Genomic DNA, 21,467 nt, shown 5'->3' on the forward strand with positions numbered 1-21,467 from the left:
ATGTCCATCACTGCCCTGTTGGCCGGCTTCCTCGCCAGCGCCGGCCTCATCATCGCGATCGGCGCCCAGAACGCCTTCGTCCTGCGACAGGGGGTGAAGCAGCAGTACGTCGCACGCGTGGTGGCCATCTGTGCCCTGGGCGACATCCTGCTGATCGTGCTTGGCGTTGCCGGCATCGGTGCATTGGTCCACCGCTATGCCGGGTTGCTGGAGGTGCTGCGGGTGGGCGGCGCCTGTTTCCTGGCGGGCTATGGCGTGCTCGCCGCCAGGCGTGCCTGGCGCGGATCGGGCGGCCTGTCCGCGGCACCCGAAGCGCAAGCCGGCCCGTATCGCGTGCTGCTGACCTGCGCGGCGTTTACGTTTTTGAATCCACACGTCTACCTGGACACGATGGTGCTGCTGGGCAGCATTTCCACCCGTTATGCCGGCCAGCACCGCTGGTTCTTCGCGCTGGGCGCCTGCCTGGCGAGCGTGACCTGGTTCACCGCACTCGGCTTCGGTGCGAGGTGGCTGAGGCCCGTCTTCAACGCCCCACGGGCCTGGCGCGTCCTCGATGCAGGGATCGCCGTGTTCATGATCGGCCTGAGCGTTGCCCTGCTCACTCGCCCGCTGTGAATGCGCAGGGCATGGTGCACACGACGACACCGCCAGCGATCGGGCGTTCGGGCAGTTCCCGCGCACTGACGCCTGCTCGGTTCATAAAGTCGAGGGTGCATCCGCTATAGCTCCGATCGATCCTGCCGCTATGGGTTGAATCAATGGAGCGAGCCTGCATGGCCAACGAACTCACAACCCAGGTGCCCTTCGCTGGCCTGGACGACACTGCCGGGGAACTGCTGCAGCGCCTTGCGGAGCTGACACCGCTGAAAACCTGGGTGCTTGCAGAAATCAAGAACGACCATTGGATCATCCGGGCCTGCACGGACGCGTCCTTCGGCCTGGCGGTGGACCAGTTCTTGAGTTGGCCCGAATCGGTCTGCCGCAGCATGATGGTCATGGGCGGGCCGCAGTTCGCACCGGACCTGCAGAAGTTCGAGCACCTGGCGCAGTCGCCGGTGGCCAGCAGACTCGGCATTGCAAGTTACCTGGGCGTTCCCATCCGCATCCCCGGCAGGGTGGAGGGCATGTTGTGCGGCCTGGACGACCGCGTCGTGGAGGGAAAGGTGGAGCATCTCCTGCCTCTGGTGGAGACCTTCGGGCGCGTCCTGGCCGGCTCCTGGGCCCAGCACCTCGGGGCGTTACCGCAGCCCGCGGCAGATGCCGCGGCCGTGGACGACACACAGACGCTGGCCGGCCTCTACGACCTCGGCGCCTTCCGTGAGCTGCTTCAGGCAGCGGCGGATCACCGCCATCGCACCGAACAGGGCGGCGTCCTGTTGTTCGATCTGGATACCAGCAGCTCGGGAAACCCGCTCGGCGCCGAGCAGGACGTCATGGCGGCCATCGGCGTGCTGAAACAGGCCACCCGGCCGCAAGACAGTCTGGCGCGGCTGGCGCACGGGGAGTTTGCGCTGTTCCTGCCGGGCAGCAGCGAATCCGGCCTGCTGTCGGTGGCACGACGCATCCAGTCGTCGCTGCGCTCCAAGGGCCTGAGCGCCAAGTGGGGCGCAAGCTGGTTCAAGGAGATGGGGCAGCTCAACAACATCGACCACCTCATCAAGGTCGGGCCGCTGCTGCCATCCAGCCCGGTCGGCGATGCGCCAGCCGTGGCGCCGGTCAACTGACGCGCAACGTTCCGGCATGCGCCAGGCACTGCGATGTCGAGCGCCCGACGTGGATCGATAGGCGCCCCCTGCAAGCGGGCTCACCCACGCCGACAGAACCTTCATCCCCTCCCTTCGATACTGCGGCCTTGTCGCGCTCGCTACCGGGCGCTCATCCGCTGACGCTGCTGCACCGTCAGCACCGGCCGCTGTCTTCAAGAGGGCTTGCTTTTGGATACCCCGACTGTCCGGGACGTGGGCGAGTATCTGCTCACCGCCCACGTCTGCCCACTGCATGGAAAGTTCGTGCCGGAGCTTCTGGTGTCCCGGCCCGGCGGCATCACCCTGCGTCGCCATTGCCTGCCCGGTGCTGCGTTTGCGGACCGCGACACGGCATATGACTATGCCCGGCAATCGATGGCCTTGTGCCAGGTGTCGAGTACGGGCCTGGTGACCCTGTCGAACGTCAGCCTGGCCTGACGCTCCGACAACGGCGGGCTACGACCAAGCGCCGGGAGTGCGCCTGTCCACACGAGCGGCGTGAGCCCTGTACGCCAGCGATGGCGGCCAACGCATTGTGCGCGCTCGAAAGAAGTCAGCAGGCGACCCACCTCCCCCATCGATATGGGACGACGGGCCAGGATCATCTCCGGCCGCGATCGCGCAGCCGCTGTCGCCGATCAAGAGTTCCTGCCGACAGCCGCTAATCCGTGTAGCCACCGGTACCAGTGCCAACCGGTGAAGCCGAACGCTGATGAGCCTCGCACCGGAGCGGACGACGCCTTCGGATGGTCAGTTGGTGGTCGTTGTTCCGACACGCAGATCCACCACTCACCAAGGTCCACCATGCTCGCTACCATCAAGCGCAAGTTCCTGCTGGCATTGCTGGGGACATTGATCCCAAGCATCCTGCTCTGCCTCTTCCTGCTGCATAGCCTGCATGGTTCCAAGGACCGGGTGGGCACGCTCTACAACCGGGATTTCACCGGTTCGGCCCTGGCGAGCAGCATCGATGGCCAGCTGACCCGCGTCGACATCAACATCCTGCGCATGATCGCCATCGGTACGCCGGACACGATCGCCCAGTGGAAGCAGGAGAACGAGACGCGCTTCACCCAGGTGGAATCCAACATCGCGCAGCTCAAGCGCCTGCTGAGCAATGAAAGCGACCACACTGCGCAGCTGCAGAAGATCACCGCCAGCTACGCCTTGATGCACGATGGCATGCGGCGTCAGGTCGAGCTGATCGAAGCCGGCGACATTCCGGCCGGCGCAGAAGTCAACCGCACCCAGGTCAAGGACAACGCCAACGCCACCTTCGCCGGGCTCTCCACCTTGCGCGACGAGCTGGGCAGGTCCGCCAAGCTCCGTTACGAGCAGCAGCAGGAAGCCAACACGCGCGCAATGATCCTCTCGGCCATTGCGTTGGCCCTGATCGCGGTGGGTGGCATCAGCGCTGCGCTGGTGTTGGGAAACACGATCTCCCGTGCCATCCGGCGCGCGGTCGGCGAGGTCGAAAAACTCTCCAATGGCGTCCTCGACGCAGATGCCGGCCCCAAGGCGACCGGCAAGGACGAGACCGTGCAACTGGCCAATGCCGTTGACCGCATTCGTGACCGGCTGAAGGGCGTCATCGCAGCACAGGTGGAAATGGCACGTCAGCACGATGCCGGCCAGATCAGCTACCGCATGGATGAAAGCGCGTTCCCGGGCCAATACGGCCACATGGTGCGCGATGCCAATGCATTGGCAAACTCGCATGTGCAGGTCATGACGCGCCTGGCCCAGATCACCGGCCGCTATGCAGTCGGCGACCTGTCCGAAGACATGGACCGGCTGCCTGGCGAGAAGGCAGTGCTGACCGAGACCATGGATCAGGTCAAGCGCAACCTGACCGCCATCAATCACGAAATCAGCCACCTGGCCGCGGCAGCGGCGGCCGGCGACTTTGGCGTACGTGGCGACACCGCGCGCTTCCAGCACGACTTCCGCACCATGGTCGAGCGCCTGAATGCCCTGATGTCCACCGCAGACGGAAATCTGCAGTCGTTGTCGGCCCTGCTGAAGTCCATCGCCGCCGGCGATCTCACCGCGCGGATGACGGGTAGCTTCCAGGGCGTGTTTGCGCAGATGCGCGACGACGCCAACACCACCGCGGCGCAGCTTGCAGAGATTGTCGGGCGCATCCAGCAGTCGGCCGGCGCCATCAACTTGGCCGCAAGCGAGATCGCGGCGGGCAATCAGGATCTGTCGCAACGCACCGAGCAGCAGGCGGCCAATCTCGAAGAGACGGCCGCATCGATGGAAGAGCTGACCTCCACCGTGCGCCAGAACGCCGAGCACGCACGCCAGGCCAACCAGCTGGCGATCAGCGCCGCAGGGGTGGCATCGCAGGGCGGCGAGATCGTCAGCAAGGTGGTCGGCACCATGGCCGGTATCGAAGCCTCGTCGAAGAAGATCGCAGACATCATCAGCGTCATCGACGGCATCTCCTTCCAGACCAACATCCTGGCGTTGAATGCCGCCGTGGAAGCGGCGCGTGCCGGCGAACAGGGGCGCGGGTTCGCGGTGGTGGCATCGGAAGTGCGCACCCTGGCCCAGCGTTCCACCGCTGCCGCCAAGGAGATCAAGACACTGATCGATGACTCCGTGCAGCGCGTGGCCGAGGGTTCGACGCTGGTGCACTCTGCCGGGGCGACCATGTCCGACATCGTTGCCGGCGTGCAGCGGGTGACCGACATCATGGGTGAAATCTCTGCCGCCTCGCAGGAACAATCCAAGGGGATCGAGCAGGTCAACCTCACCGTCACCCAGATGGACGAAACCACCCAGCAGAACGCTGCGCTGGTGGAAGAAGCCACCGCGGCTGCCCGCGCGATGGAGGAGCAGTCCGTCCAGCTGACCGAGGCCGTTGCAGTGTTCAAGGTCGATGGCGGCGTGACCAGGCCAGCGCACGCACCGGCGGCGGTCGCACCGGCGCGCAAGGCCGGCAGCGGCAAGGCAAAAACGACCGCCCCCGTCACCTCCAACCGACACGCGACCAAACAGACGCACGTGGCGGTGGCTGCATCCGATGGCGGCAACTGGCAGGAGTTTTAGGGCCGGCGCGCATGCGTGGGCCGCAACCGGGCCGCGACCGGCGTGGCCCGACTCGATCACATGATGCTGCTGGCCATCGGACCAGTGCAGCCAAGCGCGGGGCCGGTGTGCTTGCGGCTGCTCATCGCTGCAGGGCTCCGGACAATCAGGTAGTGACAATCGGTTTTTCGCATCGTCCGGCGCATCTCCAGGCGCCTGATCTGCAAGCGCCGCTCTGGTCAGACAGCGGCCGTGCAACGTCCAGCCGCGATGACAGCGTCTGGATGCACTGCAATCACCGCTCGACGCACCGCGCGAAGCAAGCCCGCTGACGGGGCGAACGGCACGACCATCACTTCTGGCATGCGACGCGCACAGCGTGTCGCCGCTAACGTCGATGACACCGTTCAACGTGTCATCAGGCATGCATCATCCAGATCCATCACATCCTGCCGTGCAACCGGGCCTTGCCGTGCTGCGGCATCCTCTTTCGCGGCTTGTCATGATCGCGGCCATCCTGTTTCTGGCGCACTTTCCTTGGCTGCCGTTTCCGTGGCGGATGCCTCTGGTCGGTGTCGCTGGTCTTGCGCTGGTCTGGGTCGAAACGCGCTCGGCGCGTGCGTGCGGACTGGCGCCAACCGCGTTTCGCGCCGTGCTGGGTTGGACACTATTGCTGCTGGCGTTGGTCATCGGACTGATCAATCCGGTGGTGCAGCCACTCATCGATACGTTGACCGCAACCCGGACCGACTACAGCGCCTACGGCGCGCTTCGCGGCAATATGGCGGCGGCCGTCCAGCTGGCCGGTGGCGCCTGGCTCAGTGCCGCAGTGGGCGAAGAACTGGTCTTTCGCGCGTTCCTGCTGCACCAGCTCGATCAGATGCTGGGCCGCCATCGCGGCGGGCGGCTGCTTGCGGCGCTGGCCGCAGGCGTGGTGTTTGGCCTGATGCACGCCGCGCAAGGCATCTCCGGCGTGCTGCTGACAGGAATCGTCGGCACGTTGCTGGGCGTTGTCTATCTGCGCTCCGGGCGCAACCTCTATGCGCTGGTAGTGGCGCATGGACTCATCGACACCTGGGGAATCGCCACCTTGTATCTGGGATGGTATTAACGCCATGCGTCGCGGACAGACGGGTGGCGACGCCACGGCGGTGACCTGCGCGCTGGCGGCGTGAGAACCATTGGATACGCCATGTACAACTACAAGGCTCGGCACGGCGGTGACCGAGTCTTGCCATGACGTGCCACGCAGATGACACCGGCGACGATGCGCGCAACCCACGCACATCGCCGCAATCGCTCACTCGATCAGCCCACCAGCGCCAGCGCCGGCTTGGCAGCGGTGCCGCGCCCACGGTCTGCCACGCTCTGCACCAGCAGCGAGGCCTGGTCTTCCAGCGCGCGTGCCGACGCAGCCATGGTGTCCACCAGCGACGCGTTCTGCTGGGTGGCGGTATCCATCTGGATGATGCTCTGGTTGATCTGCTCGATACCGGCGCTCTGCTCGGCGCTGGCATTGGCGATGTCGCCCATGATCTGGTTGACCCGGCTCACCGACGCGAGCAGCTCCTGCATGGTCTGGCCGGCCACCGCCACCTGCTCGGCGCCCTGCTTCACCTTTGCGCCGGAGTCGGCGATCAGGTCGCGGATCTCCTTGGCGGCATTGGTGCAGCGTTGCGCCAGGCTGCGCACTTCCGAGGCCACCACGGCAAACCCGCGGCCCTGCTCTCCCGCCCGCGCCGCTTCCACTGCTGCGTTGAGGGCGAGGATGTTGGTCTGGAAGGCGATGCCGTCGATGACGGTGATGATCTCGCCGATCTTGCGTGATGACGCCTCGATCTGCGTCATCGTGTCGACCACGCCATTGACCAGCTCACCGCCCTGCTGCGCCGTGCTGGCCGCGCCGCTGGCCAGCGTGTTGGCCTGGCGCGCGCCTTCGGCATTCTTGCGCACGATGCTGGTCATCTCCTCCATCGAGCTGGCCGTCTCTTCCAGTGCGGCGGCCTGCTGCTCGGTGCGGCGGGACAGGTTGTCGTTGCTCTGCACGATCTCGCCCGCGGCCTGACTCAGGGTCTGCGCCACTTCGCCCAGCTGGCGTCCGGACTGGATATCCATCAACGCACCCACCGCACGCAGCGGCGTGCCGTCGGCCGCGCGCTTGGTCAGGCCACGCGCCCGGAACCAGCGGTACTGGCCATTCTTCAGCTGCAGGCGGTATTCGATGTCGAAGCCGGTGCGGCCGCTACGGTCGTTCAGATGCGCCGCGAATGCATTGAGCGAGCGCGCCTTGTCTTCCGGATGCAGCCGCGAGGCCCAACTGTCGAGCACATTGGGAAACTCCTGCTCATTCTCAAACCCGAGCAGGTTACGGAACTGCGGCGACCACCAGAATTCGTTGCTGGGGTTGATCGGATCACCGGCGATCACGCTCATGTCCCACAGGCCGTCGCTGAGCATCTGCGAGCCCAGCTCGAAGCGCGTCAGGGTGATATCCAGGAAGCGGTCGCGCTTGCGCCGCTCGGTGATGTCGGTAATGGAGCCGGCAACGCGTAACGGCGTGCCGTCTGCATCGCGCGCGGTCGTACCGAAGGCGCGGAACCACCGGTACTCGCCGGACTTCAGGCAGATGCGGTTTTCCACGTCGTAGGGCGTGCGGCCGCTGCGGTCGGTCAGGTGCGCCGCAAAGGCATCCAGCGTGCGCTGCAGATCGTCCGGATGCAGACGCTGCACCCAGCTGTCGAGCACATTGGGAAAGTCCTGCTCGGACGTGAAGCCAAGCAGCCGGCGCATTTGCGGCGACCACCACACCGGGTTGTCCGCATGCCCCGGGTCACCAGCCACGATACCGATGTCCCACAGGCCATCGGTGGTGCCGTCGGCGACCAGGTCAAAGCGCCCCTGCAGATGCTGCAGTGCCCGTGTGGCGTCTTGCGCCATTGCCTGCGCCTGCGCGCGTTCGCGCTGCAGGGTGGCCAACTGCTCGGACAAGCGCCTGGCCACGCCCTCGGGCACCACCGACGGCCATTGCGGAGCGCCTGCCTGCTGCAGCGTGTCCAGTGCGCGGCCCCATTGCTCGGTGTTGGGTGTCTTGGCAAACCACATGGCGGTCTCTTCAATTGCTGGGGAGACCCCGCTAGCGGCAGCGACCGCGCAGTTCTTGAGCGAGTGGATCGCCACGAGTGGGCCGTCAGTCAGTCTGGCGGCGCACAGGCCTTGCACGGGCGTTGCCACCGGCGGCGTGATATGTCGCGCCGATCGCCGCCGATGTCGGCCCGAGCTACGTGCGTGCTTCCTGTCTCATGCTGCGGATGCAGACCAGACCCATCAACCTGTGGAAGCACGGGATCAGCATGGCCGCCCGCAGCGCCCACGCTGGCAAGATAGGCGCCTGAGTCGAAGAGGAGCGGAGCGTGGGACTGTATCTGCCGCGGCGCGTCTGGCTGGGGGCAACCGTGCTGGGATTCACCGCCGGCATCGTCAATGCTGCCGGCTATCTGGGATTCAAGCACCAGGCGCTGAGCCATCTGACCGGAACAGCGTCGCTTGGGGCGCTTGCCATGGGAGCCGGGCACTGGCGCCTGGCCGCAGAACTGGCCGCGATCGTCACCAGCTTCGTGGGCGGCGGGCTGCTGGTCGGGCTGGTCCTGCGCGGGCGCGCCCTCTCGTGGCGTTACGTCGGCCTGCTCTGCGTGCAGGCCGCCTTGCTGCTCGCCGCATGCGCGCTTCTCGGCAGTGGCCATGGCTGGGGTGGCTGCCTGGCGGCAGCGGCGTGCGGCCTGCAGAACGCGATGACCACCTTCTACAACGGCTCGGCGATCCGCACCACGCATCTCACCGGTTTTTTCACCGACCTGGGCTTGCTGCTGGGGCAAGGCCTGCGCGGCGATGCCCTGCCATGGCGCAGGTTGTCATTGGGCAGCCTGGTGCTGGCCGCATTCGTCGCAGGCGGCGTCTTTACCGCCACGGCCTTCGGTCGCTTCGGCTTCCAGGTTCTCCTGGTTCCGGCAGCGCTGGCGGCCAGCCTTGCCGCCTGCCTGGCACTTCATCTCGCACGGCATGGCGGCGAAGAGCGCCCGGTGTCTGCATCCAAGTGAGCAACGTCGGCCTGCCCTGGCTGCCGGCCAGCGGCAGACCAAGCCGGCAGACACGCTGCTAGAACCGCACACGCGACAGCGCCTGGCGGCCGTGCAGCGGCACCGTTACACCAGGTCGCGGTAATCCTGCAGGATCACCATCACCAACTGGCTGCGCGAGCGCACGTCTAGCTTGTTGAACAATTGCTGGAAGGTCGCCTTGATCGCGCTTTCCGAGCTGCCCAGCTGACGTGCGATCAATTTGTTGGACTGCCCGCGCAACAGCCCCCGCAATACCTCGCGCTCGCGATCGGTGAAACTGGGACGGCTTTCCTGGGTGCCCTGCACCACCAGCGATTGCAGGTAGCGCTGGTCGATCAGCACCCGGCCCATCGCCACGGCATGGATGCTGTCGATGAGTTCATCGGTAGACACATCCTTGCGGCAGATGCCGGAGACGCCCAGGCGGATCAGGGCCAGCGCGTCGCGCTCGGGCAGGCCGGCCGTGACCACCAGCGTGGCCGGGCGGCGCGCCTGCTCGGCCTGGCGGCGCATGTAGTCCAGCGCGTTGTACTCGCCCATGTCGTAGTCCAGGATCACCACGTCCGGCGCCAGCGATGCGATCTGCACGATGGCCTGCGCCAGCGCGCCGGACTGGCCCACCACCTCAAAGCGCGCATCGGCGCCGAGCAGGCGCAGCAGCCCCTCGCGGAACAGCGTGTGGTCGTCCAGCAGGTACAGCCGGACCGGTGGGCGCGGCGCCTCATCCATCGGGCAGCTCCGCATGCGGTGCGTGCGCCAGCGGCAGATGCAGCTCGAAACACGCGCCTTGCCCGCCGGGCGCGTAGCGTAGCAGGCCGCCCTGGTTGGCCATCAGCGCCCGCGAGATGTACAGCCCCAGCCCGGAGCCATCGCTGTCGCTGCGGAACGGCTGGAACAGGCGGGCCGGCTCGGCGATGCCCGGCCCGGTGTCACGCACGCTCACCACCGCACGGCCCTGCTCCAGGCGCGCACTCACGATCAACTGCCGGCGGTGCGGCGGCAGCCCCTGTACCGCGCGCAACGAATTGCGCGCCAGATTGAGCAGCACCTGCAGCAACGCATGGCGGTCGCCCTGCAGCGACGGAAACTCGGCCGGGATCTGGATGATCAGCTGGCCGTCGATGTCTTCCCAGTCGGAGCGGATGATCACGTCCAGCTCGCTGCACAACGTCTGCAGCCGCGTTTCGTGCACCTCGTCGGGCAGCTGCCGGCGCAGGTTGAACGACGCCAGCTCCATCAGCGCCGCCACCAGGCTGCGCAGCGCAGCCAGATCCGGGTCTGCACCGATGGCCGGATGTCGCGCCAGGTTGGAGGTGACCACGCCTGCGGCCGAACACAGGTTGCGGATCTCGTGCGACACCGCACCGGCCAACAGCCGGTTGTTCTTCAACACATCGTCAAAATGCGCCGACTCGCGCGCGCGCACTTCCTCGCTGGTGTCGACCAGGATCGCGGCCAGATGGCGCTCCTGGCTGTCTTCGTAGACCGAGAACCAGGTGGTGGCCGGAAACCGGGTGCCGTCGCTGCGGCAGCCCCAGGTGCTGGCCGAGGTACGCATGCCATCCAGGTTGGCGCTCATGCTGAGCGCATCGTCGAGCAAGGGCAGGAACTCGCGCACCGCGCGGCCTTCCAGTCCACCGTCGTCGGCCATGTCCAGGATCTCGTGCGCGGCCCGGTTGGCGGCCACGATGCGGCCGTCGCCGGCCACGGTGAGCAGCGCTGCCGGGCTGCTTTCGGCCAGCAGGCGCAGTTGCCGCTCCAGCCGTCGGCGTAGCCGCTGCTCGGCACGCAGCTGCACGTAATGGGCCAGGATCACTCGCCGCGTGCGGCTGATCTCTGCCACCAGCAGGCCGCAGCCGGCATAGGCGATCGTGGCCATGAAAAACCGCAGCGCCTGTTCGACCAGGGTCTCCTCGGTCACGAACAACCCGCGCAGCACGGCGCAGGCAATTGCGGCAATGACGATGTCGCGTCGTGACAACACCGTGGCGGCTAGCACCACCGGCAGGATGTACAGCAGCCCCAGCGAGACGCCCAGGTGCGAATACCACTCGGCCCACACCAGCGAGGCCAGCATCGCCAATGATGCCCACAGCGTCGGGCCGCGATTGAGTTTGACCACCTGCCCGCGCCACTTGAATGGCAGCCTCAGTCTGTCCATCGCCCACCGGTGCACTTGCGCTGCAAATTCGCTCCTCGCCACATCCTCAACACCACAACATGCCGGCCTGGGACGCAGATTTCACCCTATCGAAAGATAGCCCGGCCGCATCGTTCGGACCGCCTGCAGCCTGTCCGATGCCGGCGCAAGGATGGCAGACACAACCGTGCAGGCCGGGTGTAATGCGGCCACCCCACCTTGGCTGCCCCTCCATGATCACCCGCGATACGTTTCCGTTGCGGCGCATCTGGCCCAAGACCTACAAGCGCCTGCTGGTGCTGCTGGCCTTCGACTGTGCCGTGGCCGTGCTGTACACCTTCTTCGATTGGCATTGGCTGTCCATCGAAGCGCTGCCGCTGGCACAACTGGGCTCGGCGCTCACCATTTTCCTGGCATTTCGCGCCAATGCGGCCTATGGCCGCTGGTGGGAGGCACGCCAGCTATGGGGCGCGCTGGTCAATACCTCGCGTGCCATCGCACGCCAGGCGTTGACCGCACTGGATGTGGACCCCGACGACCCGCGCCAGCGCGCACTGCGCGATGACATCGTCGTCCACCAGGTCGCCTTCGTCCATGCGTTGCGCTGCCACCTGCGCCGACAGAATCCCTTCCCCGAACTCACCGGCCTGCTGGGGCAGGCACGTGCCGACGCATTGCGCAGCTACGCCAACATCCCCAACGCGCTCACCCTGCGCCTGGGCCAGCAGCTGCAGCAGGCGCGCGACCACGGCATGCTCGACAGCCTGCGCTGGTCGTCGCTGGACGCCAACCTCACTGCGCTGGCCAATATCCAGGGCGCCTGCGAGCGCATCAAGAACACCCCGTTGCCGCGGCAGTTTTCATCGCTGCCCAGGACGCTGGTGAACATGTATTGCTGGCTGGTGCCGCTGGGCCTGATCGCCGGCATGGGCCTGGCCATGCCGATCGCCTCGGTCCTGATCAGCTTCACCCTGATCGCCATCGACAGCGCCAGCAGCGCCATCGAAGACCCGTTCGAAAACACCGTGCACGACACCCCGATGACCGCATTGTCGCGCGGCATCGAGCTGACACTGCGCGAAATGCTGGGCCAGCGCGTGCCACTGCGCGAAGTGCGCGCCATCGACGGCTTCATCTACTGACCACGGAGAGTGCCATGCAGACCACGCCAACCCACCTGATCTTTGCGACCAACTTTTCCGAAACCTGCCACGCGGCCATTCCCACCGTGGCGCAACTGGTGGACCGCCTGCGCGCCCGCCTCACCATCCTGCACGTGCATGCCAAGGGCAAGCGCGCGCAGGCCCGGCAATCGCTGGACGCGTTTTTTGCCGAAGCCTCCAACTACCCGGGCTGCGAGCGCGCGCTTGCCAGCGGCCCGGCCGCCGCCGGTATCGTCTCGTTCTGCCGCAGCCGCGACGACGCACTGCTGATCATGCCGCCGTCCGAACGCACTGGGCTGCCACGGCCGCTGCATGTCTCGCTGCGTGCACGCGTGCTCGAACGCGTCGCCACCCCCATGCTCACCCTTCCCTACGCCGACGCCATCCCGCGCGACGGCGCGGGCGGCGGCCATGTCGCCTGCTGGATCACCGGCCGCGAGACCAGTCTCGACACATTGCGCGATGCCGCCGCCATGGCGCGCCGTCGCGGCGCGGACCTGCACCTGCTGCACGTCATGCCGGACATCAGCGAAGGCCTGCTGGTGGACAGCCTGTTCAACGACAAGCCCCTGACCGAAGCCGCAGCCGCCAGCTGGCTCAGCGACCTGGCCCTTCAACTGCACGATGATGACCTGCGCGTGCGGCTGCATGTGGCCGTGGGCAACCCACGCCGCGAGATCGCCGGCCTGCTCAAACGCGCCTGTGCCGACGTGCTCGTCGTCGAACACGACGCTGTCGTCCGCCGCGGTGTCTGGCGCTCCTCGCTGCAGGCCACCCTGGCCAAGACCCCCTGCGTGCTGATCTGCCTGCCACCGTCGCATCTGCGCCGCCCGGCCATCGGCACCGCACCCAACCAGGACACGCCGCGACGCCGCCGCGGCCGCGCCAGATGGTTGCTGCGCGCGTAGACGCCCTTTCGCCCGATTTGGTGCATGCATGCCGAGGCTGTCAAACCGTTTCGATGTCTGACCTGCCACCCGCACGCAATAAGGCGAGACCGTGCACACCTCGAAGGCGGGAGAATTTCAGCCCTGCACCGCTGGAGCACCGCTATTGGAATGGCCTGCGTCACCACCGCATCATGGCAGGGCGCGACGGCGGGTATCTCCGTCCAGCAATCAATGCGCGTTTGAGCAACGCCGGCGAACTCCGAGCACATCATCTCCGATCTGCCACACGGCAGCTTTCACGCGTTGCAGCGGCGGAGCGCCTCAACAACGACGTTGGGTCGGATTACGAAGTCCCCAACGGCAGATACAGTGTCATCGCACTCTCAGCAGCCTCACGGAATCCGTAGCTCTTGTAGAACCCGGCTGCCTTCGTATGCAAGGCATCCACCAGCAGCACCCGCACGCCCAACTGCTCTCGCAAACCCAAGCAGCGAGCGACCGCATGTGCCAGCAGGTAATCCCCATACCCCTTACCCTGCTCTGCTGATGAAACCGCCAAGCGTCCCATCCGGATCGCGGGCACCGGGTAGTTGGGCAGGCGCTTGCGATCCTGCTCCTGTAACGCTGTCAGCAAGAGCTGAGCCGCTGACAAGGTGTAGTAGCCCAGAATGTTGCCAGCAACCTCATCATCCACCAGGACATGGGTCGTGCTGATGCCATCGCGATGGTGCTGCACCGCCTGCCGTCGCAAATAAGCATCCAGTGTCGGCTCCCCACAGCTGAAGCTGTTGCGGTCATGCCGCTTTGCCTGGAGTTGCTCAACGATGAGCACGCACTCAGCCCTGCGCAACGCGGGCGAGCGCCTTCCTCAACTTGGCGTTGGGCTGGAAGGGTGCATCCAAGGCTTTCAGGAATCGCCTGGACTCCTCTGCCGACAACGTCACCGTCAACTCGGCAGCCATGACGCTCTCGGCCTCGCGCATGACCGCATCGCGCACAAAGGCCGAAAGCGGCACGCCACGCAGATCGGCGGCACGGGAAATCCGCGCCTTGTCGGCAGGGTCTAAGCGCAGATCGAGGCGGGCAGCGGCGTTGGTCATGGCAGGCTCCTATCTTGTACGGAATATTACCGTACATGCCATTCATGTCAAATGACCTCCCTGCCCCTGGCGGGCGTTGTGGTTGACCTTCAACGACCTGGGCAGCTTGGACAAGACAGCAGACAAGCGTTGCGCGTGACAGCCGTTAGCGGCAAACAGGCGCTTCGGCCAACGCTTGGCACAAGAGATTGGGCGAGACGGCTGTCTGCGTTGAACTGCGCCGCGCGTGCTCGCTCGCCGGCTACAGCGCCCAATCTGAAAGAGCGTCAGGCACGACCACGTCGTGCCGGAGATTCTCGAAATGAGCTACGCCGACTCCAAAGCTTTTCCGTTGACACGCGCCGTGAGCTAGAGCGAGTATTCGGGCGTCGCCGCACAATCGGCGACCGGGATTGGCGTCCCGGAACCTGAGGCGCACCAGCGCCCATCGATCGATGCATGGCGCTTTTTTTATCGCCAGCGTGATCGCTGGCGCATGCCGGCCAGCTTTATGGCGGGCGGTGCGCGGGGGCCGCAAGGCCCACCGGTCCTCAGGCCGGCACGCCAACCGCGTACCGTCCGTCACCCGGATTGGCGTCGGGGTGACGGATTTCCAAAACCTGAGGAAATCCATATGTCCTACGACACCCAAGAAACGCCCGCATCTGCTGCGCGTCAGACCGTCCACCATGTCGACCTGATCGCCAACACCTCCGAATGCGGCCATGCCCCATGGCTGGGCCAGATAGCACTCTTCGCACAGGCAGGCGAAGCCATTCAACCTATCAGGCTTGCCGACGGTGATGCAGCAATCGCTACCGTCGATATCTTGTCTGCGCAGGTGCGGCGATGAGTACGCGCAAACACTTCCGCGTCTGCACCGGCGTCACCCTCAGCTTCGAGATGATGCAAGGCTACGTGCTGGCCATGCTGCATTCCGATGCGCAGCCCGATCTACCGCCGGTCCTCATCGCCTGCGAAGCCACCGGCTTTGATGACGTTCTGCCGGGCGGCGATACGCAGAGCATCGTGCTGGGCCGGCTGCATGTCTGCATGTATGAAGACCCGGCAGTTGATGTCCTCACTTGGCTGCGCAGGCAAGCGCACCGCAATGGACCTGCACAATAAATACCGCCCACGCAAACGCTTATCGAGAAACACGCCGACTCCGCGATCAGCTCAAAAAAAGACTGTTTCCGATAGGCCTCCGAATGTTCCCGACACTTTTCCGACTGACAAAAGGCACTTGGATGCGCGTCCACGTGCCTACTCTCTATGGTGGCCCACCAGAATTCGAACATGCAACCAACGGGTTATGTGGCATGGAGGCAGCTGATGTGCAGCGCCTTCGCGACCTGGAGACCGAGCACAGCAAGCTCAAACGCATGTACGCCGAGCTCGCGATGGAAAACCATGCATTGAAGGATGTCATCGCAAAAAAGCTGTAGACCCGGCGCACAAACGCCCGCTTCTTGCCTGGCTCGTCGAGCAGCATGGCTGGAGCGAGCGCCGGGCCTGTGCGGTCGTTGGCGTGGCTCGCTCGACAGCCCGCTATCGGCGCCGTCCCGATCGCGACGAGGAAGTCATTGCGCTGCTTTCCGAATTGGCCGAGCGCTTTCCCGAGCGTGGTTTTGGAAAGCTCTTTCAGATCATCCGCCGTCGCGGACATGTGTGGAATCATAAACGGTTATGGCGCGTGTACTGCCTGATGAAGCTCAATCAATGTCGTCGCAGCAGGCGCCGAGTCCCAACCCGTCATCCACAACCGCTGGCATGCGGAGCACACCCCAATGCCGGATGGTCGATCGACTTCATGTCCGATGCGTTGTGGGATGGTCGACGCTTCCGTACGTTCAATGTCATCGACGACTTCAGCCGGTAAGCATTGGCGATCGAAGTGGACTTGAATCTTCCGGCCGCCCGCGTCATCCGCACCTTGGAACGCATCGCGGCCTGGCGCGGCTATCCCAATTAGCTTCGTTTGGACAATGGCCCGGAGTTTGTCGCAGTGGCCTTGGCCGAACGGGCCGAGCGCAAGGGTATCGCCTTGGACTTCATCGAGCCGGCGCGTCAATGCAAAACGGTTTATCGAACGCTTCAACGGCAGCTACCGGCGCGTGCTGGACATGCATCTGTTCCGCACGCTGAGCGAGGTTCGCGAACAGACCGAACACTGGCTGGCCGACTACAACCAATCACACCCTGGAGCATCCTCTCGAAAGCTCCGCTGCACGCTCCCTTCGCAGCACTCGGCTTACAACGAACCCCTTCCCGCGCACGAGTACGTCACTCTGGACATCAATCGTGACAACAACGAGCTACTGAGAAAGCGTGATGAGGCGGTTCAGGAGCGCAACAAGGTCATAGCGCTATTGGCGCGTCTATTTCCCGCAGGCATTTCGCAGACACGTGTTCAGGACAACAATGGAAGAGCACAAAATTGTGTGCTCATCGACCTGCCCACAGGGCAGATTTCCTGGCATTTTGGGGAAGAGGATGCCGACTACTTCCAAGGGCTTCCAGCTTACCTCGGCCACTACGACGGCCACTCGCAGGAAGAAAAATACAAGCGGTTGGAGCAGTGGACGAAGATGCTGGATCTGGGCGAAGCGCGCCCAACCTGGCGCGCTTACAGCAGCAGAAAGACGCATGCCGGCTGACGGGCTAATTGCCGGTGCACGTGGGGCAGCGGATTGCTCTCGCCATAGCCCCTCTACGGAACCGAGATTTCCCCGCCTTCCCAGAACTTGATCAGCTGAGACACTGCCTCAGGCTTCCTGCCTGCGGCCGACAGGGCCATCCGTGTCCTAGACCAGCGCTGCGCACTGAGTTCAACAATTGATCCCGTTAGTACCTTCCTGCATGCCATTTGCCAGTCGGGGAAGTGGCGCTCGACGATCGACCCGTTGTACACCTCGGCAATAACCACGTGGCGGGACGACTGCTTGATGCGATCGTAGGTCTCCCGCACGCCTGCGGGCGAACCCTCGAAGTATTGGAAAAATCGAGCTCCGTCATACAACAGCACGCCAGTGATGCCAGCTTGCGAGTTATGTGCACTCGAGGAGATCAGAAGGCGATCGACTTCGCCCATCGACATGGGGCGGCGCCCCTCGCTGACGTAAGCAACAGCCTGCAACGGTGGATTTGGCAAGAAAGCATCTCGGTATGACCCGACCCATATCCGTATTTGCAGGTCTATTGATGCCGACATTTCCTATGTCGACCACGCGGCCCAGGTAAGGCGAAGATGTCGCCAGCGCAACGCGGCCCGCTCGCTGCGATCTCTTCCTAAACAAGTCACGGTGAGTACCCGTTCGTATGGTACTGAAAGACTGCGAGCGCAGCCTAGAGCGACCTGAACAATTCCGACGAGCAAAGAATATATATTAGTCATTATGCTAACACCTGGCCCGTCTCTTGCCCTGACCCCATAGCTGGCGAGAGGTTGAGCCATGCCATCTCTGCCGCCTTCACCTACGCCCTCTTACTCGGCCCGGCCTGTTTCAATCCGGCGCCTTCATGGCTGCCGGTCAGCGCGCTTCTGATCTAGCTCGGCTTTCCGTGCCGTGGTTCAGCCATCCACAAGGCCAACAGCGGTGCGCCGCCGGCTTGCGCCGCGCTCGGCAAAGACCGATGAGGGCGGCCGGCGATTCTGTCACTTGCTCAGCTGCATCTTGGCGACGTTGACCTTGACGATGGCGTCACCTCGGTACAAGCGCTGGCCATCGCGCTGAGGCCCGTGGTCACCAGCAAGCCCGGCAGCACAGAAGATTCGACCAGAGGTATGCCAAGAGACAGGCATGCCCCCACGTGTGCAGTGCCTTTGCTCTGCCCATATCGACTCGCTGTTGAGCGGCTGAATACCTTGCCTGGCAAAAACATCGCTCCCTTGGAGCGACCCGAAACCGATTCAGCACTCGATGCTCAAGCATTGTTCTGGGCAGGCCTACGGCAATGCCTGCTGACGCTCCAGTCAATCGAACCGAGAGATAACACCTGAATGCGACGGCAGCTCGATGGTCACGATGGCGCTCCACGCGCAAACCTTTCGCCCGGCTTGCATCGTATTGCCCCTACGCTCCTATGCTGCGATGTCGACCACGTTGGCATCGCCGTTAGCGCATCGCGAGCACAGCTGCTTTCGTGTGAGCGACGTTCTGCATAGCCGTCATTGAAAAACGCTGACCTGACTCACCTGAAGACGGCATGGCGTGTGCTGTCGCATCCGCGTGCTGCGTCTGATGCCTTGCCTTGGTATGGCGTCGGCATCATGCCCGGTGTCAGTGGACGGCGCTCCTGCCAGGCGCAGTAACCGCGCGATGTGACGATCCGCCTGAGTCATTCAGCATCGCCGCCATCGCAAGATGCTTGGCCTGTCAGCCTTTGGTACGTTGCTTCGACTTCCTTCACATCAGGACCGCGTCTTCGAGTAGGCACCCATGCCCATTTCGGGCAACATAAGCGGGCTCGGCACACGGTGATGCGATCTCCCGCAGCGGCAGTGCTGGTGTCGCTTTCGAGCTGCCGATCCTCAACCGTGTAGCAGCAGGAGCAGGCATTGTCGTCCGAATCAACTCTTGAGCCCGTCTTGGATCTGTCCAGCTGTGCCAGGGAGCCGATCCACATCCCGGGCGCGATCCAGCCTCACGGGATCTTGCTGGTCGTCGATCCATCCAGCTTGTGCGTCGTCGAGCGCGCCGCCTCCAATCCTGCGCTGCTCGAGCACTTCGGCGACCCGTTGGGCGCCGCGCTCTCGACCGTGCTGAACGGCGTACTCGCGTTTTCCTGCGCGCAACTCTCGGCGCTCCAGCCTGGCGCGTCGGTCTTCCTGGGCATGCTTGCGTTGGGCGAGTACGGCACGTATCCCGCCCTGGCCCACCGCTCCGACGCAGACATCCTGGTCGAACTCGAGGAACCGGTGGGAGGCGCACCTGGGGCGCTCGAAGATATGTATCCCACGATCCGTCAGTTCATCGAGACCATCGAGAAGGCGGCCACACCGACCGAGCTGTGCCAGGTCGCCGCCACACACATCCGCGCACTGACCGGCTTCGACCGGACCTTGATCTACAAATTCGACGACGAATGGAATGGCGCGGTCCTGGCGGAGGATCGCAACGATGTCCTGCCCTCCTATCTGGATCTGCGCTTTCCCGAGTCCGACATCCCCGCACAGGCGCGCGAGCTGTACCGGCGCAACCGGGTACGGCTGATCGCCAACAACGCCTATGTGCCGGTACCCCTGGTCGTCGCCCCTGGTCACGTGCGCGACAGACCGACCGATTTGAGCCTGGCCGTGCTTCGCAGTGTGTCGCCGGTGCATCTGCAGTACATGCGAAACATGGGCACCGCCGCATCGCTGTCGATTTCCATCGTGTGCGAAGGCCGCCTATGGGGCCTGATTTCCTGCCACCACCACACGCCCTTGCGGGTGTCCCATCCGGTGCGCACGGCGTGCGAGTTCATCGGGCAGATCTTCTCGCTGCAGGTGTCGCTCAAGGAGCGAGCGATGCGGGTGGAAGAGCGTGTGAGCCGGCGCGCAATCCAAGTGCAGCTGTTGGGCCGAATGGCAGGCGACGAAAACTTCATGGCCGCACTCGGCCGCGACCCGCAAAGCCTGCTGGCACTGACGCGCTCCAATGGCGCAGCCATCGTGCATCGCGACGAGTGCGTGCTGCTGGGCGAATGCCCCACCCAACCGCAGGTGCTGAAGCTGGTGCAGTGGCTGACCTCCCATCAGGGGAGCGAGGATCTGTTTCACACCGACCGGCTGCCTGCGGTATGGGACGACGCGGATGCGTTCTCCGATGTCGCCAGTGGCGTGCTCTCGCTATCGATCTCCCAGTTGCACGACAGCTTCGTGCTGTGGTTTCGGCCCGAGGTCGTGCGGACGGTTCGCTGGGGCGGCGACCCACGCAAGAAGGCATCCGGCCAGGTGCTGTCCCCTCGCATGTCGTTCGAGGCCTGGAAGGAAATCGTGCACAAGCAGGCCTTGCCCTGGGAGGACGTCGATCAGGACGCGGCGATGGAACTGCGTGTGGCCATCGTCGACATCGTGCTGCGCAAGGCCGAGGAAATGGCCGAGCTCAACGAGCAACTGCTCCGCAGCAACAAGGAACTGGAGGCGTTTTCGTATTCGGTCAGTCACGACCTGCGTGCGCCGTTTCGCCATATCGTCGGTTACTCCGAACTGCTTGGCTCCTCGGCAGCCGAGCGCCTGACCGACACCGAACGCCGCTATCTGGCGACCATTGCCGAATCGGCCAAGTCGGCCGGCATCCTGGTGGACGACCTGCTGAGCTTCTCGCAGATGGGCCGCTCCACGCTGGGGCGGCTGAGCATCGACATGCGCACGCTGGTCGACGATGTCCGCCATAAGCTGGAGATGGAATACAGCGGCCGCTCGATCGAATGGGTGTTGCCGCCCCTTCCCAGAGTGGATGCCGACCCGGCCATGCTGCGCCTGGTCTGGCAGAACCTGTTGGCCAACGCGATCAAGTTCACCCGCGACAGCGCTACCCCGCGCATCGAGGTCGGGCACGAGCGCACCGACATCGAGGACGTTTTCTTCGTCCGTGATAATGGCTGTGGCTTCGATATGCGCTACGTCAACAAGTTGTTCGGGGTGTTCCAGCGCCTGCATCACTCCGACGAATACGAGGGCACGGGCATCGGGCTGGCCAACGTGCAACGGATCGTTGGCCGACATGGCGGCCGGACCTGGGCCCAGGGCGAGATCGGCACGGGCGCGACGTTCTATTTCACCATTCCCTTTTTCCTCGGAGGCAACTCGTGAGAGATCTTCGTCCCATTCTGCTCGTGGAGGACAACCCCAAGGACGCGGAGCTGACCATGGCGGCCCTGGCACGTTGCCAGCTGCTGAACGATGTCGCGCACGTGCGGGATGGCGCGGAGGCATTGGATTACCTGCGTTGTGAAGGTGCCTACGCCGGCGCGCAACATGGCGGTCCAGTGGTGGTGCTGCTGGACCTCAAGCTTCCGAAGGTGAACGGGCTCGAGGTGCTGGCTGAGGTTCGCGGCGATCCCGCGCTCAGCAGCACGCCGGTGGTGATGCTGACCTCCTCACGCGAGGAGCCGGACCTCATCAAGAGCTATCAGTTGGGCGTCAATGCCTTTGTGGTCAAGCCCGTCGACTTCAAGGAATTCTTCGAAGCCATCCAGGGGCTCGGCATGTTCTGGGGCATCACCAACCAGCCACCACCGCATCGTCCGCTACCGCCTGGCAAGAGCCCGAAGAATGACTGAGCCAAGGACGGACGCGCCGGTTCGCGTCCT

General features: G+C 64.5%; 19 protein-coding genes and 1 pseudogene. 14 read left to right on the forward strand and 6 right to left on the reverse strand.

The annotated features are described in order from the left end of the window. The 5 genes from ACCQ12_RS17745 to ACCQ12_RS17765 all read left to right on the forward strand — a co-directional run bounded on the left by ACCQ12_RS17745 (position 1) and on the right by ACCQ12_RS17765 (position 5,892). Complete coding sequence (locus ACCQ12_RS17745) at positions 1-615, forward strand: LysE/ArgO family amino acid transporter (RefSeq protein WP_372383657.1); 615 nt, start codon at positions 1-3, stop codon at positions 613-615. A gap of 158 nt (positions 616-773) precedes the next feature. After that, positions 774-1,724, forward strand: a complete 951-nt coding sequence (locus ACCQ12_RS17750) for a sensor domain-containing diguanylate cyclase (RefSeq protein ID WP_372361490.1) — start codon at positions 774-776, stop codon at positions 1,722-1,724. Between the two features lie 234 nt (positions 1,725-1,958). Continuing rightward, a complete protein-coding gene (locus ACCQ12_RS17755; RefSeq protein ID WP_166753042.1) occupies positions 1,959-2,183 on the forward strand; it encodes a hypothetical protein in 225 nt (74 codons plus the stop codon). Positions 2,184-2,549: 366 nt separating this feature from the next. After that, on the forward strand, positions 2,550-4,802 hold the full coding sequence (locus ACCQ12_RS17760) for a methyl-accepting chemotaxis protein (protein ID WP_372383658.1): 2,253 nt from the start codon (positions 2,550-2,552) through the stop codon (positions 4,800-4,802). A gap of 538 nt (positions 4,803-5,340) precedes the next feature. Continuing rightward, on the forward strand, positions 5,341-5,892 hold the full coding sequence (locus ACCQ12_RS17765) for a CPBP family intramembrane glutamic endopeptidase (RefSeq protein ID WP_184441775.1): 552 nt from the start codon (positions 5,341-5,343) through the stop codon (positions 5,890-5,892). Positions 5,893-6,089: 197 nt separating this feature from the next. Here the strand turns inward: ACCQ12_RS17765 and ACCQ12_RS17770 are convergent, their stop codons facing one another. Next, the gene (locus ACCQ12_RS17770) at positions 6,090-7,883 is read right to left on the reverse strand and encodes a methyl-accepting chemotaxis protein (protein ID WP_372382373.1); all 1,794 of its coding nucleotides are present in this window, start codon (positions 7,881-7,883) and stop codon (positions 6,090-6,092) included. A 308-nt stretch (positions 7,884-8,191) separates the two neighbouring features. Here ACCQ12_RS17770 and ACCQ12_RS17775 point away from each other — a divergent pair, with 308 nt between their 5' ends. Further along, positions 8,192-8,875: a YoaK family protein gene (locus ACCQ12_RS17775; protein WP_372382374.1), complete on the forward strand. Its 684-nt coding sequence runs from the start codon at positions 8,192-8,194 to the stop codon at positions 8,873-8,875. 105 nt (positions 8,876-8,980) lie between these two features. Here the strand turns inward: ACCQ12_RS17775 and ACCQ12_RS17780 are convergent, their stop codons facing one another. Both ACCQ12_RS17780 and ACCQ12_RS17785 read right to left on the reverse strand, forming a co-directional pair. Next, the gene (locus tag ACCQ12_RS17780) at positions 8,981-9,625 is read right to left on the reverse strand and encodes a LuxR C-terminal-related transcriptional regulator (RefSeq protein WP_039405954.1); all 645 of its coding nucleotides are present in this window, start codon (positions 9,623-9,625) and stop codon (positions 8,981-8,983) included. Further along, positions 9,618-11,057, reverse strand: a complete 1,440-nt coding sequence (locus ACCQ12_RS17785; RefSeq protein WP_166749401.1) for a sensor histidine kinase — start codon at positions 11,055-11,057, stop codon at positions 9,618-9,620. Before ACCQ12_RS17785 ends, ACCQ12_RS17780 begins: the two co-directional genes overlap by 8 nt. 212 nt (positions 11,058-11,269) lie before the next feature. Here ACCQ12_RS17785 and ACCQ12_RS17790 point away from each other — a divergent pair, with 212 nt between their 5' ends. After that, positions 11,270-12,178, forward strand: a complete 909-nt coding sequence (locus tag ACCQ12_RS17790; RefSeq protein WP_047694694.1) for a bestrophin family protein — start codon at positions 11,270-11,272, stop codon at positions 12,176-12,178. A gap of 14 nt (positions 12,179-12,192) precedes the next feature. Continuing rightward, a complete protein-coding gene (locus ACCQ12_RS17795) occupies positions 12,193-13,107 on the forward strand; it encodes a universal stress protein (protein WP_372382375.1) in 915 nt (304 codons plus the stop codon). A gap of 325 nt (positions 13,108-13,432) precedes the next feature. On the opposite strand, the gene ACCQ12_RS17800 is transcribed toward ACCQ12_RS17795, so the two are convergent. Both ACCQ12_RS17800 and ACCQ12_RS17805 read right to left on the reverse strand, forming a co-directional pair. Beyond that, complete coding sequence (locus ACCQ12_RS17800) at positions 13,433-13,921, reverse strand: GNAT family N-acetyltransferase (RefSeq protein WP_179456387.1); 489 nt, start codon at positions 13,919-13,921, stop codon at positions 13,433-13,435. A 4-nt stretch (positions 13,922-13,925) separates the two neighbouring features. Next, positions 13,926-14,189: a type II toxin-antitoxin system TacA family antitoxin gene (locus ACCQ12_RS17805; RefSeq protein WP_104579531.1), complete on the reverse strand. Its 264-nt coding sequence runs from the start codon at positions 14,187-14,189 to the stop codon at positions 13,926-13,928. Between the two features lie 613 nt (positions 14,190-14,802). Here ACCQ12_RS17805 and ACCQ12_RS17810 point away from each other — a divergent pair. The 4 genes and pseudogenes from ACCQ12_RS17810 (at position 14,803) to ACCQ12_RS17825 (ending at position 16,828) form a co-directional block, all read left to right on the forward strand. Continuing rightward, entirely contained in the window at positions 14,803-15,021 is a 219-nt protein-coding gene (locus tag ACCQ12_RS17810) for a hypothetical protein (protein WP_372382376.1), read from the forward strand. After that, entirely contained in the window at positions 15,018-15,296 is a 279-nt protein-coding gene (locus ACCQ12_RS17815; RefSeq protein WP_372382377.1) for a hypothetical protein, read from the forward strand. Before ACCQ12_RS17810 ends, ACCQ12_RS17815 begins: the two co-directional genes overlap by 4 nt. A 191-nt stretch (positions 15,297-15,487) precedes the next feature. Beyond that, positions 15,488-16,373, forward strand: a pseudogene (locus ACCQ12_RS17820) (IS3 family transposase); the annotation flags it as partial. Further along, entirely contained in the window at positions 16,346-16,828 is a 483-nt protein-coding gene (locus ACCQ12_RS17825; protein WP_506191680.1) for a WDGH domain-containing protein, read from the forward strand. The pseudogene ACCQ12_RS17820 and the gene ACCQ12_RS17825, both read left to right, overlap by 28 nt. Before the next feature lie 53 nt (positions 16,829-16,881). Here the strand turns inward: ACCQ12_RS17825 and ACCQ12_RS17830 are convergent, their stop codons facing one another. Further along, positions 16,882-17,382, reverse strand: coding sequence for a BLUF domain-containing protein (locus tag ACCQ12_RS17830; protein WP_184441672.1), 501 nt, complete (start codon positions 17,380-17,382; stop codon positions 16,882-16,884). A gap of 1,377 nt (positions 17,383-18,759) precedes the next feature. On the opposite strand from ACCQ12_RS17830, the gene ACCQ12_RS17835 reads away from it, so the two are divergent. Next, positions 18,760-20,967 carry an ATP-binding protein gene (locus ACCQ12_RS17835; protein WP_372382378.1) on the forward strand — a complete coding sequence of 736 codons (2,208 nt, stop codon included), beginning with the start codon at positions 18,760-18,762 and terminating at the stop codon, positions 20,965-20,967. Next, positions 20,964-21,437, forward strand: coding sequence for a response regulator (locus tag ACCQ12_RS17840; protein WP_166749406.1), 474 nt, complete (start codon positions 20,964-20,966; stop codon positions 21,435-21,437). The genes ACCQ12_RS17835 and ACCQ12_RS17840 overlap by 4 nt, the downstream gene beginning before the upstream one ends. Positions 21,438-21,467: the final 30 nt, after the last annotated feature.

It is taken from the genome of Xanthomonas sp. NCPPB 1068, from assembly GCF_041479385.2.
Lineage (GTDB): Bacteria > Pseudomonadota > Gammaproteobacteria > Xanthomonadales > Xanthomonadaceae > Xanthomonas > Xanthomonas cannabis.

Excerpts from the sequence above, each read along its gene's own strand:
- ACCQ12_RS17745 (WP_372383657.1), top strand. The coding sequence starts at position 1 with ATGTCCATCACTGCCCTGTTGGCCGGCTTCCTCGCCAGCGCCGGCCTC.
- ACCQ12_RS17750 (WP_372361490.1), top strand. The coding sequence starts at position 774 with ATGGCCAACGAACTCACAACCCAGGTGCCCTTCGCTGGCCTGGACGAC.
- ACCQ12_RS17760 (WP_372383658.1), top strand. The coding sequence starts at position 2,550 with ATGCTCGCTACCATCAAGCGCAAGTTCCTGCTGGCATTGCTGGGGACA.
- ACCQ12_RS17765 (WP_184441775.1), top strand. The coding sequence starts at position 5,341 with ATGCCTCTGGTCGGTGTCGCTGGTCTTGCGCTGGTCTGGGTCGAAACG.
- ACCQ12_RS17770 (WP_372382373.1), bottom strand. The coding sequence starts at position 7,883 with ATGTGGTTTGCCAAGACACCCAACACCGAGCAATGGGGCCGCGCACTG.
- ACCQ12_RS17780 (WP_039405954.1), bottom strand. The coding sequence starts at position 9,625 with ATGGATGAGGCGCCGCGCCCACCGGTCCGGCTGTACCTGCTGGACGAC.
- ACCQ12_RS17785 (WP_166749401.1), bottom strand. The coding sequence starts at position 11,057 with ATGGACAGACTGAGGCTGCCATTCAAGTGGCGCGGGCAGGTGGTCAAA.
- ACCQ12_RS17790 (WP_047694694.1), top strand. The coding sequence starts at position 11,270 with ATGATCACCCGCGATACGTTTCCGTTGCGGCGCATCTGGCCCAAGACC.
- ACCQ12_RS17795 (WP_372382375.1), top strand. The coding sequence starts at position 12,193 with ATGCAGACCACGCCAACCCACCTGATCTTTGCGACCAACTTTTCCGAA.
- ACCQ12_RS17805 (WP_104579531.1), bottom strand. The coding sequence starts at position 14,189 with ATGACCAACGCCGCTGCCCGCCTCGATCTGCGCTTAGACCCTGCCGAC.
- ACCQ12_RS17810 (WP_372382376.1), top strand. The coding sequence starts at position 14,803 with ATGTCCTACGACACCCAAGAAACGCCCGCATCTGCTGCGCGTCAGACC.
- ACCQ12_RS17815 (WP_372382377.1), top strand. The coding sequence starts at position 15,018 with ATGAGTACGCGCAAACACTTCCGCGTCTGCACCGGCGTCACCCTCAGC.
- ACCQ12_RS17830 (WP_184441672.1), bottom strand. The coding sequence starts at position 17,382 with ATGTCGGCATCAATAGACCTGCAAATACGGATATGGGTCGGGTCATAC.